This window comes from Chryseobacterium sp. AC405b, from assembly GCF_979258685.1.
In genome coordinates this window covers 487,346-501,570 of record NZ_OZ409877.1, presented here as the reverse complement: position 1 = coordinate 501,570, position 14,225 = coordinate 487,346, and the positions used below count along the sequence as shown (strand labels likewise).

Annotated in this window: 15 protein-coding genes; all 15 read left to right on the top strand. The window is 34.6% G+C overall.

The window, feature by feature from the left end:
* Nucleotides 1–5 precede the first annotated feature (5 nt).
* The 15 genes from ACZZZA_RS02445 (at nucleotide 6) to ACZZZA_RS02375 (ending at nucleotide 14,215) form a co-directional block, all read left to right on the top strand.
* Nucleotides 6–1,370, top strand: a complete 1,365-nt coding sequence (locus ACZZZA_RS02445; RefSeq protein ID WP_463429632.1) for a DUF5458 family protein — start codon at nucleotides 6–8, stop codon at nucleotides 1,368–1,370.
* A gap of 723 nt (nucleotides 1,371–2,093) precedes the next feature.
* Nucleotides 2,094–2,480, top strand: a complete 387-nt coding sequence (gene tssD / locus ACZZZA_RS02440; protein ID WP_463429631.1) for a type VI secretion system tube protein TssD — start codon at nucleotides 2,094–2,096, stop codon at nucleotides 2,478–2,480.
* 173 nt (nucleotides 2,481–2,653) lie between these two features.
* Nucleotides 2,654–3,040 carry a type VI secretion system tube protein TssD gene (tssD, locus tag ACZZZA_RS02435; protein WP_463429630.1) on the top strand — a complete coding sequence of 129 codons (387 nt, stop codon included), beginning with the start codon at nucleotides 2,654–2,656 and terminating at the stop codon, nucleotides 3,038–3,040.
* A 187-nt stretch (nucleotides 3,041–3,227) separates the two neighbouring features.
* Nucleotides 3,228–3,617: a type VI secretion system tube protein TssD gene (tssD, locus tag ACZZZA_RS02430; protein WP_463429629.1), complete on the top strand. Its 390-nt coding sequence runs from the start codon at nucleotides 3,228–3,230 to the stop codon at nucleotides 3,615–3,617.
* Between the two features lie 189 nt (nucleotides 3,618–3,806).
* A complete protein-coding gene (locus ACZZZA_RS02425; RefSeq protein ID WP_463429628.1) occupies nucleotides 3,807–5,708 on the top strand; it encodes a type VI secretion system Vgr family protein in 1,902 nt (633 codons plus the stop codon).
* Nucleotides 5,709–5,724: 16 nt separating this feature from the next.
* Complete coding sequence (locus ACZZZA_RS02420) at nucleotides 5,725–5,898, top strand: hypothetical protein (RefSeq protein ID WP_463429627.1); 174 nt, start codon at nucleotides 5,725–5,727, stop codon at nucleotides 5,896–5,898.
* Nucleotides 5,882–7,696, top strand: a complete 1,815-nt coding sequence (locus tag ACZZZA_RS02415; RefSeq protein WP_463429626.1) for a phospholipase effector Tle1 domain-containing protein — start codon at nucleotides 5,882–5,884, stop codon at nucleotides 7,694–7,696. The genes ACZZZA_RS02420 and ACZZZA_RS02415 overlap by 17 nt, the downstream gene beginning before the upstream one ends.
* Nucleotides 7,697–7,698: 2 nt before the next feature.
* Complete coding sequence (locus ACZZZA_RS02410; RefSeq protein WP_463429625.1) at nucleotides 7,699–8,001, top strand: hypothetical protein; 303 nt, start codon at nucleotides 7,699–7,701, stop codon at nucleotides 7,999–8,001.
* A gap of 2 nt (nucleotides 8,002–8,003) precedes the next feature.
* On the top strand, nucleotides 8,004–9,161 hold the full coding sequence (locus ACZZZA_RS02405; protein WP_463429624.1) for a DUF2931 family protein: 1,158 nt from the start codon (nucleotides 8,004–8,006) through the stop codon (nucleotides 9,159–9,161).
* Nucleotides 9,162–9,268: 107 nt separating this feature from the next.
* Nucleotides 9,269–9,499, top strand: coding sequence for a hypothetical protein (locus ACZZZA_RS02400; RefSeq protein ID WP_463429623.1), 231 nt, complete (start codon nucleotides 9,269–9,271; stop codon nucleotides 9,497–9,499).
* Between the two features lie 26 nt (nucleotides 9,500–9,525).
* On the top strand, nucleotides 9,526–9,750 hold the full coding sequence (locus ACZZZA_RS02395; protein WP_463429622.1) for a hypothetical protein: 225 nt from the start codon (nucleotides 9,526–9,528) through the stop codon (nucleotides 9,748–9,750).
* Nucleotides 9,751–9,989: 239 nt separating this feature from the next.
* Complete coding sequence (locus tag ACZZZA_RS02390; RefSeq protein ID WP_463429621.1) at nucleotides 9,990–10,916, top strand: DUF2931 family protein; 927 nt, start codon at nucleotides 9,990–9,992, stop codon at nucleotides 10,914–10,916.
* Nucleotides 10,917–11,050: 134 nt separating this feature from the next.
* Nucleotides 11,051–12,460 (top strand): phospholipase effector Tle1 domain-containing protein, encoded by a 1,410-nt coding sequence (locus ACZZZA_RS02385; protein ID WP_463429620.1) that lies wholly within the window; start codon nucleotides 11,051–11,053, stop codon nucleotides 12,458–12,460.
* A 12-nt stretch (nucleotides 12,461–12,472) separates the two neighbouring features.
* Nucleotides 12,473–13,720, top strand: a complete 1,248-nt coding sequence (locus tag ACZZZA_RS02380) for a LysM peptidoglycan-binding domain-containing protein (RefSeq protein WP_463429619.1) — start codon at nucleotides 12,473–12,475, stop codon at nucleotides 13,718–13,720.
* Between the two features lie 3 nt (nucleotides 13,721–13,723).
* Nucleotides 13,724–14,215: a DUF4280 domain-containing protein gene (locus ACZZZA_RS02375; protein WP_463429618.1), complete on the top strand. Its 492-nt coding sequence runs from the start codon at nucleotides 13,724–13,726 to the stop codon at nucleotides 14,213–14,215.
* Nucleotides 14,216–14,225: the final 10 nt, after the last annotated feature.

The window sequence follows — 14,225 nt, the reverse complement described above, 5'->3', positions numbered from 1 at the left end:
TAAGTATGTCAAAGCAACAAGAAACTCAACAGGTAGAAACACCCGTTTTAGAACAAAAAAGAGGTCAGGTTTCATTAGATAAATCATTGGAAATATTAGCACGTTATGGTGGTTTCGATTTGTTGGAAACCTCTATAGAAAGCGTTCAGAATATCAATCCGGACAGAAAGGCAAGAAGAAAAATTTTCCTTACCGAAAAAGGAAAAGAAAAAGAAAGAGAAACACTCAAAAAAACATTAGAACTTTGGGCAAGTGTAATGAGCAAAAGCGATTCTCTAACCGATATGGTTGCACATTGCGATGATCAAAGAAAATCTGCAGAAGATTTGCTTTCAAAAAACCTTTCAAAAGCAGTAGAGGTAACAAGAGAATTGGAAGCTAACTACAGAACGGTTGCTATGTTCTACAAAAATACCGAATCGGATAAAGTAAAAAATATTACTGTTGTCAATGCTAATCTGGAGCAGCTAAAAGATTTAGATAATACGCGTTTTATTGATACCATTCATTCAGAACTTTCTGATAATTATGACCGGTTAGATTTGAAAAATAACTACGGATTACTGGTAATTCCCGGTTATTTAGGCTCCAATAAAGTAGTTGAAAAATGGGCAAAAATTGCTCATGAAAATAAAGTAATGCTGGTAACCGATTTTGAACATTTAGACGAGCCGGATGATGTAATGGAAATGTTTGATCAGGCTTACCTTACCGGTGGAGAAATCTACAGATCCAATGTATTGATGACTTGTAACTGGCTTGTTGGGAGAGGACGTTTTGAAGAAATCAATGAAGCGGACGATTTATTCATTCCCCCATCCGGAGCTTTAGCAGGAAAGGTCTACAAAACATTGATGTCACAAGTTACTGCGGGTAAAAAATTTGGAGGAATAAATGAAGTAGATGGGGTGAGATTTGATTTGAAGAAAAGTGAAATTGCGAATCTTGAAAACCTAGGATTAGTCCCAATGGTCAACGAATACGGAAAAGTAATGGCATTCTCAGGAAAAACGTTATTCAATGGAGATAATCTGGGACTTCAAACCTATTCTGTGGTAAGAGTGTTCGATTATGTAACCAAAGTATTGATGGATTTCCTGAACAGGAGAGCTTTCGAAAACTTTACCGCAGTGACCAGAAAAGAGATTATGGGGCAAATTGTTCGCTTCCTTGATGCAATTACAGGACCAGGAAAACTGATTGAAAATTTTGAGATCAGAAGATTTGAACAAGATCCTGTACAAAAAGACAGAATTCATCTGGATATCCACATGAAACCGTATTTCCCAGCCAAAAACTTCCTTATTAAAATGGATGGACATAAAGGCGATGACGGAAACGAGTGGGATACAGAATACGAACAGAAATAGATTCTTCTATTTCTATTTTCATCATTGGTGTTTTTAAGCATGGGAGCAGTTTTGCTTCTGTGCTTTTTCTTATAAAACTGATTTTCAAAATCATAATGAATGACGAAGAAGTTGTCAAAGATATTATAGCGTTCTCTCATAATGTAAGAAGAACGAAAATCAACTCCTAGGGAATACGATCGGAGTTTTTATATAAAAAAAGTAATTCAATGCGAAAAATATTCTTAGAAAGCAACATTTAGATAAAATAGATAAAGATTTATTCATGCAAAACCCTAATGCAGTTGAAAAATAAACAATTATTAAATGATTTTTGTAGATTTTTATCTACAAATGCAAATAAATTACGAATTATTCATTTTATGAATAATTTAGGTATAGTATATTATTAATATAAATAAGTGTTATTTTTTTGTTTATGTGGAAATTTGAATATAATTTTTGCCATCAATTTTGCGAATATTTATTTGTAACAAATTGATTTACTATAGATTAATTAAATAAAAAGCATTTTAAACTATTTGCAGGACTGAAAAATAGTTTTACATTTGTTTTATAAATATTTCTACAAGACGGTGAAATGTTAGAATTATTTTAAATATCGTTAGGATATATATTCCATATTGGTTTGATGTAAAAAATACAAATGATGAAGAAAAAACACAGATCAGAATATATTCCATTTTTGGTAGTAGTAAAAGTTAAACTTTAAATATATTTATTATGTCATTTAAAACCATTTTAGAGTACGCAGGAAAAAAGCGTAACGTACTATCTGTAGAATACGCAATGCTACAGGAAACCGACAAAACCGGAAGACCATCTTCTGTTACCCGAGGCGGGAAAATCTTTATTACAGTAGAAGGTACAGGCGAGACCGATCTTTTCGAGTGGATGACCAATTCATTTGAGAGAAAAGACGGAATTGTAAGATTTGTGAAAAGAGACAGTGATGCTACGCTGAAGGAACTTAAATTCAAAGAAGCTTATATCGTAAAATACACTGAAAACTTTGATGCATCGGGAGACAACCCATTAACGGAAACTTTTGTTCTTTCAGCAAAAGAAATCGAGTTAGGACATGCGAAGCACACCAACGAGTGGGTATAATCCTTATACAGCAAATAATTAATAATACTCTTTAATCCTGTTAAACTAATCTTATTGTATAAATAGGGATTGAATTGCTTGATTTCAATCGTGTCCTTATCACTTATAAGTTTATTAGGGTTAAAGATTTTTTAAAAACAAATTCTATTTACAACAATTAAAATTTTACAATTATGTCATTTAAATCCATATTAAAAGTAGCAGGAAAAAACTACAATGTATTAAACGTGAACTATGGTTTATTCCAGGAAACAGATGCTACAGGAAGGCCATCTACCATTACCAGAGGCGGGAAAATCGAAATAACAGTAGAAAGTACCGGCGAAACAGATTTATTCGAATGGATGACCAATTCGTTCGAGAGAAAAGACGGCAGTGTGGTTTTCTACAAAAGAGACAGTGAGGCTACGTTAAAAGAACTGAAATTCACAGAAGCCTATCTGGTAAAACACAAAGAGAAGTTTGATGCATCGGGAGATAATCCACTTACGGAAAATTTCATCATTTCTGCAAGAAAATTAGAGATGGGAGCCGGAGCTTATGAAAATGAGTGGGTGTAAATCACTGATGTAAGGAAAATGGGTAATATAGAATTGCCCATTTTTTTGCTTTTTTTCAGAATAAAGATGAAGATGTGTTTGAAGAGTAAGAAGAGATAAAACAGACGATCTATTTCATCATAAAAACTCCAATTCTTTATCTCTCATCATTGATCATTCATCACTAATCATTTATAACTTTATATCTATGTCATTTTTATCAAAACTAGAATTAGACGGAGAAACCTACAATATCCTGGAATGTAAATACAATTTCATTCAACCTATAGACGGAACCGGAAAACCGAAAGGAATGCCCAAAGGCGGAGATATTATCATCAAGATTGAAAGTACGGGAAACCCTGAACTTTTAGCATGGATGCTGGATCACAATCAGTTGAAGAACGGAAAAATAATTTTTTATCGAAGAGATGCAATGAGTAAACTTCAGGAGCTGAACTTTGAAAAAGCATATTGTATTGAGTTCACAGAGCAGTTTAATGGCAACAACGAACAGCCCCTTCAGATAGAGATGCGGCTGATTGCCAAGAAATTCAACGTCAACGGAGCTATGCACGAAAAACAGTGGATTGAATAAAACTTAAAAACAATAATGGGAAGGGTAGAATTTTCATAGTCAGCTATTAACAAAGCACCGATTTTATGAAGGTGCTGAAATTAAAGACAAACTTCTATGATTAAAATGGTCAGAACAAACGGTCGATCATTGAAAAAAATAAAACACCATCACCATTAAAGTAACAACACCTTAAAAAAACAAGTTATTATGGAAAGCGAAAACCTCGATCCCTCTATATTCGGCACTTGCCGTTCTTTTCAAGACTGGCTTCACGACAAAACCAACTCTATGGTCTATTGTCTGTTGACCATAGACGGAAAAGAATTTCTGAGAAAAAACAGTTATGAAGTAGAGCTTCACCAGAAAACCAATGACCACGATACCTTTACCATTACCGTTCCGGATGATGCTTTAGACACATTCAAAGGGTATGTGATGGAAAATTCCAGGAAACTGCTCGGAAAAGAAATAGGAATTACCTATTGGCGTTTTGGCGAATCCCGGTATTATTTCAGAGGCATCATCGGGAAAATCCGCAACAAAAAAGACGAAGGTGGCGGTTACGGAGATTTGCACATTACAGGATTTGCACCAGGCATTTTGTTAGAAAGCGGAAAAGATTGCCAAAGTTTTGAAGACAAAACACTGGAACAGATCATCAAGCAAGTTAACGAAGAATATCCGGAGGAAGCCCGGGTAGAGATAGACTCCAATCACCTGAATGCTTACAACAAAAAAGCACTTCCTTACACCGTTCAATACAAAGAATCTGATTATCAGTTTATCCGGAGACTCGCCATTCGTCACGGAGAATATTTGTATTACAACGGTGAAAAGCTGGTTTTTGGAGGTCAGGTACAGCCTGTTTTGAAGCTTAGGGAAAATATGGACCTGATCGATGTTGAATTTGAGATGCGGATGCAGGCACAGGAATTTACCTTCACGGGTTATGACTCGCAGAGCGGAGCCAAAATAGAGAAACACAGTAATAGTGTACAAAGCGAGTTCAAGGAAAGTCCTTTTCAGGCAATTGCGGTCATTGCTTCGAAAACCATTTTTAATAAAAAACCAAAAATGCACTTCAACCATACAGGAATCCAAAAAGGGTCAGAAGGGCAATTGGCAGAAGCTGTCCGTCTGGAAAAAGAAAAGCGGGAGAACCTGATGCAGGTAAGAGGCAGAAGTAAAACTCCCGAACTGAAAATAGGCGGAAGAACCCAGCTTTCAGACATCAATGGTAAAGCAATGGAAACCTACCGGATTATAGAAATCAAGCACGTTTACGAACCGGGTGATTATTACAACGAGTTTGTCGGAATCCCCGATTTATTCAATGCCTCCCCTTACATCGATACCGAAGCCGTACCGAAAGGCGAAGAACAACCTGCAAGAGTGATGGATAACAACGACCCGATGGGAATGGGAAGAGTTCGGGTGCAATTTCCGTGGCAGGAAGATAAAGGACAGAAAACCCCGTGGATCAGACTGATACAACCACATTCAGGATCAGGCAAAGGTTTTCATTTTATCCCGGAGATTGGCGAGGAAGTTCTGGTAAGCCACGAATCTCAAAATGCAGAAAAACCTTTTGTGATGGGAACGCATTATAATGGTTCTGAAACCAGTTCGTACCATACTTCAGGAAATGATAAGAAAGTTATTCACACAAGATCGGGAACCAAGATTATTCTGAATGATGCTGAGGGTTCTGTTTTCATTGAAGATCCGAGTGGGAATACGTATCTAATGGATGGACAGGGAAATATTAATGTGAATGCGCCTAAAAACTTTACATTAAATGCAGGAGAAAATATTACTATGACAGCAGGAAAGGATGTTTTGGTAAGTGCAGGAAAAAATATCAGCAATTCAGCAAATGATAATATTACTTCTGTTGCGGGAACCGATATTGTGCAAACTGCCTCCGGTGAAATTAGAGAAACATCCGATATGAGAACCGAATTAGTTGATATAGATTTTAAAAGACAAGCCAAGATCTCTAATGAGGTTGCAGGTGAAGTTTCTGTATTTAGCGAAAAAGAAAATATGACCATACAAAGTGGGAAGATCGTAGAGTTTAACAGTGCTGACAAATCTAAACTTTTCTAATATTTAAAATTATATCATGGCAATACGAAAAAATGCAAAGAATATGACAATTACTGTAAAAAATGATTACAATTTAACTGTAGGGGGAAAATTAGAGAAGATTGCAGAAAAGATAAATGTGGAAGCAAAAAAAGGAAATTTAGTTTTATCAAGCAACAAGAAAATAGTGTCTGATGGCAACAAACATTAAATTTGGGGATTATTTTCCTGAAGAAGAGGAAGAACAACCTAAAGGATCTGTAAACATCTATGTAGGAATGTTCTTTGACGGAACAGGGAATAACAGGAATAACTCTGACAAAACCTATTACTCATATGTTAAGGGTAATGGACATAAAATTATTGCCAAATCCATCCCATCTGATTTTTCATATACTAAAACTATGGCTACAGATGAAGGCGGGGAAAAAAAAGAAGTAGTGAAAGTAACAGACCGTGACAGCTATTGGAATCCCTACTCTAATGTTGCCAAACTTTTTGACCTTTATAAAGAGATAAAAGAGAAAAATTATACGGATCCAAACAATCCTGAATATGGAGAGCATTTTATCCTCAAACAATATGTTGAAGGAATAGGTACCAAAAAAGATGAAGCAGATGATCTTTTGGGTTCTGGTATGGCAAGAGGAGATTGGGGTGTGATAAGCCGTGTGGAAGAAGGCATTAAAAACCTAGTAAAAGATCAATTTAAAAATATCCCTAAAGAAAAAAAAATCAATAAGATAGTATTTGATGCTTTTGGATTTAGCCGTGGTGCTACGGCTGCCAGACATTTTTGTAATGAAGTAAGCAAAAAAGCCAGCTATACAAGAGAAATGAAGAACGATCCTTATGATAAATTTCCTTTGCCAACTGGAAAAATGCTTATATCCTTACACGCAGGAGGTCTATTGGGAGCAGAGTTAAAAAATGCGGGTTACAAACCTGTGGGAGAAACTTTTACCATAGAAATTCGGTTTCTAGGACTTTTTGATACCGTGATATCTGATATGGTAGTAAAAGAAAATATGGGGTACAAAATCGGCTTGGGTGGGGTACTCTTCCCTTTGCTTTCTTTCGCACCTTTGGCACAGGAAGCTCTCGAAGATATCAAGACCAATCTAAGCAGATTAAGAATTGATAAGGTTTTCCATATAAAAGCCAGCACAGAATGGCGGAAAAACTTTCCCTTTACACCTTCTGAGCAAGGGTACACATTAGAAATGTTGGGTGCACACTCAGATATCGGGGGTGGCTATGCAGAATTAGATAAATATGAACCGGTATTGTCGTTTTTTGATATTCCAAAAAGTAATGAGAGTACATTAGCAGATATGGAAAAATTCAAACAATTTTACGTACACCAATATTTATGCACAAATGATGCGTTACAGTTTACAAATACCTATGATCACGTTACCGAAACCACAATAACACCTCATTCTATGGGAGTTGGTATTTATAATAGGAATATAAAAGCACCGAATGATTTTCCGGATGAAGGAAAAACAATCTCAAAAGATCCTTATTATCAAGTGTATCAAACCAATGAATCAGATCATTATGTTTTACAAGATTCCAGATACATATCAAACAAGTATTCTCTCGTGCCAATGTATCTTATGTTGGATAAAGCAATTGAGAACAAAGTGCCTTTTTATAAAAATTATGATGAAGCCAAACCAAAACCACCATATAAATTTGAATATGAATTACCGGATGATGAAATGCTCCAAAAATATTTTGAGTTGATGAAGAAAGTATCAAAAGATGAGAATAGTGATAAAGATGGTTCCTACAAGATGCCTACAGAAATGTACAGCCATATATGCAACAAATATGTACATCTTTCTGCCCACTTTGGGGGATTCAAGAATGATTTTCTTACGGTGAAAACAGGAGATCATAACCTATTAGAAAGTGTTCTTTTTCTAAATCAGCCCGTAGAACCTACCATAAAAGATGGCAGAATAAGCTACCAAAGAGAAATCTATAATAGCCCACAATAATAATGAAAGAAATATTTATAAATAAAATGAAGTTATCAGCAACAACTTTTGTGTTGTTAATTTTAATATTTCTGGTATCGTTTATAATATATACAAATGAATACCGATTTTTATCTAATGACTTTTTAGAAAATTTCTTTTATTTATTAGGTTTTTATTTAGCATTATTAATTATTTGTAGTGTTTTTACAGCAAATAAAAACCGTATAATATTCATTGTTTTCAGTATTTTGATGGCGATAGGGATTTTAATTTATTATGCTATTTTTATATTATTAATCGTATTAGCAAGCGGTAAAAACTAATTATGATAAAATACTTAAATTATTTTCTGAGTCTTATTCTGTCGATGATAATTATCTTATCATTATACAAGTGTTTTGAGGGGAATAAATCATCAGAAATATTCAGTTGGAATGCTGGGCTTTCAGCACCGAAGAATTATCCTTCTGGGGCACCTTTTATAGATTTTTTTTACAAAGGGAAAAGTATTGCAGGAGCATCTAGTGGAACAGGCGCAGATCAGGGGTGGGGAATTACCAGTGGAGGTTATACAGGAGGTGACATATATAAAGATGTTCCTGATAGCGTTTCTGTACGCTGGGTTTGTTCTGTGGATAACTTGGTTTATAAGGGAGGTTTTAGGTTGCCAAGAGAGAAAATGCTGAATCTTTTTAAAGAAAAAAGTGTAGATATTTATACTGGAGTAAGAACGGATTATAGCCTTATAGTAGCAGGTATGGCACCTGGTGGTAATGTTGCCATCTGGATGCAAGGCGGAGGTACAACAACTGAAGTGGCAAAATTCAAAGTTAAAGGAGAGGAAGATGCTAACATAGATGAAAATTATAAGAAAAAAGATATTAAATATTGGATTGATTATTTAACCTATTGGAAAATCCACGGTATTCCATATTCCGTATGGGAAAAAGGAGAAAAGGAATATAATTATGATATTGGTTTTAGTAGTGAGAATAAACTAAACTCAGGATTTGATATAGCAATCACAGGATTTACTAGAGATGGTAGTTATGTTTATTCTGATTCAGAAGATTTATTAAAATTTAATGAGAAACATAAAATAAATTCTAAAAAACTGCCAGTACAATTTTCAATACGATGGATCTCTCGTGACAAGAAAGATTGGTATGAAGGATTTGTTGTTTTACCTCAAAAATTCCCTAATATATTAAATGATTTTGAAAAAAAATATGGTATAAATACAAAAATTGTAATTACCGTTGAAGAGAAAAATGAAAATAATGGTAGTAATTATGGTAAGATTTTTTTACAAAGTTCCAATGAAAAGATGGAAATAATGAAGTTTAGGTTAGCGAAATTCAATTTTGAAACAAAAACTTTTAATGTTTCCAAATACTCGCTTCCCAAAGGATTTGTATTCCCCAAATGGGAAAGCAGAGAAAAATTAACTTTTCCAGAACTGAATTATTGGCAAGAAAAATAAAGAAAGCGTTCTTTTTCTTAAGTAACCTGTAGAGCCACCATAAAAGATGGCAGTATTTTTATTTATCCGGTGTACATTCTGATGTTGGCGGTTGCTATACCGATAAAATGGATGAAGATGGTGTTCAGATTATGGATTTTGATAATGTATCGGGAGGTCGCAGTGATGAAGAATGGGATGAAATACTCAACAACGATTTAAACGATTTAATTGCTCAGGGATGGTTCAAAGAATTAGAAGTTGTACGCCCTAACAGTTGGCACGAAACGCATATTAATCGCAAAGGTATTCGCAATACCTATAGTTTTGTTACGCTACATCTTATGCAGAAAAACTAAATAAGGAATATGCTGGAACTGTAAAAATGACTGATTTGAATAAATATTTTGGGATTCCAAAACAGGGCAAACCAGACGAGTTAGATTTAAACAAAGTAAAACAGCGTTTAGAAAAGTATATTAATGGTGAACTACCGAAAATGACCTACCATACCAAACCAGAGATTGAGCAAATGCGGAAAAAACTCGATTTAAAAAACACAAAGGATGTAGAAAGTTTCAATTTAAAGTATATGACCATAATATGCTGAACCGACTGAGAAGCAAATACATTCACTGGAATTCTCAATTTGGAGCTATTTCCGGGGCTTATTTGCCCAACTACAAAATTGTAGGCAAAACCATTGTTAGATTTCGTGAAATAGAACCGAACTAAAGCAAAATAATGACTAACATTAAATACAAAACAGCATATGGAGTTAAATTTTTTTTTAAGATATCAATACTGCTATTTACATTTTCACTTATAAATTGCAAGGAACACAAAAAAATGGAAGAAAAATTTAATTGGTCAGGAGGTATTTGTGCTCCAAAAGAATACCAGATGCAATGCTATTATGGGCAAATTATAGCAGATGACTATCAGTACGATTATAGTGATATTGTTGGAACTGTTAATCAGGGCTGGGGAAGTTATGGAGAAGCTATGGGCACGTCAGATGGATTACACGAGATCCCGCACACATTGGAGTTTACTTGGTATTCTGTAGTAGAAGATAAATTTTATGCGGGGCATTGGGAATTGGATACTGAAAAAATAGGGAGACTTTTCAAGGAGGGCTTTATTCAGAATAATTTTGATAATTTCAAAAAAGGAACTTATGATACTTTTATTGTAGGATTGGCTCCCAAAGGGAGATTGGTACTTTGGATGTATGGAAACAGAAGCCAGATAGAAGTAGGCAGTTTTCAAGGAAAGGAAATCAAAATAACCAAAGAAGAAGCCTATGAAGATTTCCAATATATATTTAAGCCGTATTATAGAAATGAAATGTTAAAAGATATACCAAACGGTGGACTAACAGATCCTTTAGTATATAGTAGAATACAGAAATATGGTTATCCTGATCCAAAAATTTATGACGATTATAGAGAGAAATTCAATTGGAGATTACAATTGATATTGCCTAAAGATAATACTCTTCGATGGAGGTATCTTGAAATGTGTAATGGTGAAAAAGAACGCACAATAGAAAATAACACTAGCATTATATTGCCATATGCGAAACGAGCAATTCCTTACTATTTCGAGTTGGCTTGGAGAGAAAACGCCAAAGGAGAAAAATTTTCTTCTCAAATAGCTTTTACAGGCAATACAGAATATATAAGACAGGCAAATAAAAAGTATAATGGACAGCTTTCCTTCCATGGGACTTTTATGAATCGCAAATTTATTTACTTTTTAAAGAAAAATTAGACAGGACTGCGCCTATTGATATTGTGGTAGATGTAAGCAGTAATAAGGATGCAAAAGTATATGTAGAACAAAATGGCAAGCAATATCCCATTACCCAAATGGACAAATATGTAGAACCAGACTAAAGCAAAATAATGACAAACATAAAATTTGGAAACTACACACCGCCTGAAGAACCTAAAAAAGGAATTGATATTGACTTCGCGATTTTTTTTGATGGCACCCTCAATAATAAGACCAACACCAAAGAACGGGAAAACAATACTTCTATTTATAAAAAAAATGGTATTAAGACTTGGAAAGAGCGACAGATAAGTGAAAAAAAAGATACCAGCTATGATAATGACTGGAGTAATGTTGCAAGGATGTCCGAATCTTGCGTAGATAAAAAATATCCAATTTACATAGAAGGAATAGGAACAGAAGACAGGCTGAAAGATGATCAGTTTGGCTTTGCAATGGGTTCAAAATCAACAGGCATTAGAAAAAAAGTCAAGAAGGGATGTGAGGAAATTGTAAAAAGACTACCTAGAGAAATCAACACCTTGACTTTGGATGTTTTTGGATTTAGCAGAGGAGCAGCTGCAGCACGAAATTTTGTGTATGAGATAAATAGGAAAAATGATAAAATAACCAGCAAGACTAAAAAAGACGTTACTAAATTTTATAATGAAGAAGGAGAACAGGTACCTATGCAAAAACCTCCTGCTAGAGGATATTTGGGTTTGAAACTTAAAGACGCAAATATTACCGTAGACAGAATAGTTATTCGTTTTTTAGGAATTTATGACACCGTTTCTTCTTACGATCCTGCAGTAGATACAATGGTGGGTATGGCGGATCATAATTTTAATAATGATGTTGGAGAATTACATTTAAATGAAATTTCTTCTGCAAAAAAAGTGGTTCATTTTATAGCAACCGATGAACATAGAGAAAATTTTGATCTTACGCATACACATGTAGGAGAAGAAAAAACATTTCCCGGCGTTCATTCTGATATTGGCGGAAGTTATTTGTCTGAAGTAGAATGGGTTAGAGAGATTGCGACAGATTGGACGCATAAAAGTCGCTTAAAACCAATTGAAGAAAAGATTATCGCTGAAGGTTGGTATCATAAAGATCAGCTATCCTATATCGGAGGTAATGCTTATTTTGCTTTAACTGGTAAAAGATTTCTTTGGAAAACATATAGTTTTATTCCACTAAAATTTATGGTAGAAAAAGCAAATTTAGCACAATGCAATAAGATACTACCTACTAAAATTAATCAAAAATATGATTATTCGAAAGACTCTTTATTGTTACGTATTGAAAAAAGATTGAGAAACTATGTATTTGAAAATGGAAAGTCATATGATTTCAAATGGTTTGATGAAGTTAACAAAAAATATAAGGGTAAGGAGAATGATTCAAATTATAAAAGAGAACTTGATGAGCAAAAAGATTTGAGAACATTAAGAAATAAATATCTTCATTGGTCTGCAGATAGATATGCAACAGGTATGGATCCTAATTGGGATTGGGAAAGAGACACTCACTAATCAAAGGCTTTAATGAAAAATCATCTTCATATCGTTCAAAAAGGCGACACACTGCAAAGCGTGGCCAAGCATTATGAGATAACAGCAGAAGAACTCCGCAGTTACCACAACAGATACTGTCCGTTACCCGAGTTACTAAATTCTGAAATAGAAAATCAGAAGGAACTCATCGTTCCAAAATCTAAATCGGAAAACAATTCAGGAGAAACATTACTAGAAAAAGAACGCAAAAAAGTAAGTTTTGCTCCTAATAATAAACTGATTTATTCGCCTGTAAACACTCATTATAAATACGGAGTAATGATTACTTTGGAAAACGGAGAAGAAAAAAATGAACTCAAATATGAAACCTCTGTAAAATGGATGCAAAAATATGGAGACTTTCACATTTTTGAAATCGACCGCACCTCAAAAATATTCATCAATGAAGAAGAAGCGAATGATATTGCGGATCTTTTGGCTTACGAAACTTCCAAGGTGCTTTTCCCTATGCATTTGATGGTAGATGAAGACGGAAACTGGGAAGAAATTGCCAAATGCAATATTTACCCGGAACGCTGGAAGACCGTAAAAAAGAATCTGCAAAAAGAGTTTGAGGGAGATATGGTAGAAAATTATTTCCTGAAAATTGAGGAAATATTAGAAGCTCCCGAGCAAATCAATTTCTATATGTCAGGCGACTTTTTTCTTAGAACATTATTTATGGGATATTGTTTCAATTACGGAAAAGATTTTACCGCAGAAAAACATATTACATTCCCTGTCATAGAAAACGGAATAGAGCCCCGTTACAAAATACAGGCAAAGGCAGATCCGTATTTGGATGACTACAACCTGGTCAATATTGAAATGGAAGGCATATTAGATGATCAACGTTCCAAAGCCGATTTTATTAATGGAAACCTTTTTGCCTTTGACGAACAAGAGGAAATAAAAGCAGTGGAGCCTTTTGGAAATATCGCTGTGCAGGCATTTCTGAATCCAAACTCCTGTCTTCCCGAAGCGGTACATTTAGAATGCAGTATAGATTTAGAAGAAACAAAAAAAGTATCTGTAGTCATCGCCAATCTATCTGAAACAGGAAGCATTAATCTACGGAACAGAGAAACTTCAGTATTTCAAGAAAAGGTATCACCAAAGAAGAGCTTTTGGGGTGGGGTGAAAGAGTTTTTCAAAGAAATGAATGATCCCGAATACAGAGAAGAAAAAGAAAGGCAAGAGATTGCAGAAAATTTAAAAAAATACAACGATAGAAAATAAGTTATGGCAGAAAAACACATTGTAGTACAAGGAGCTCTATGTAAATGTCAGTTTGGACAGGCTCCTGATAAAATAAAAGTGCTTTCTCATAAAAAGGAATACGCCAATGATAAGAATGCATCTAAAAAACTGATAGTCACCACCAAAGAAATAGGCGGAGCAACATTGGAGAAAAACACCTTTGGCAATTGCACCAAAATGGGCAATCCGCCACCTCCTTGCAAACCGATGATTACAGAATGGAAAGACTTTTATAAAGAAGTTACTTTAAGTAATGGTGGTAATATTATTTTGGAAGATAGCAAAGCGGTCTGTGCTATTGCAGGAACACCCTGTATAGAAATTATAGACCACGGACAAAGAACTGAAGCCAGCCAGCAGAATTTTAAAAATGCAAATAAAGATGTGCATACGCAAATAAATCCGCTGGTAGACCCAGAAGAAATGTATAAAAAGCAACCGACACATGAAGGTTGTGAGGACAGCACAAAGTAAAAAAATACAA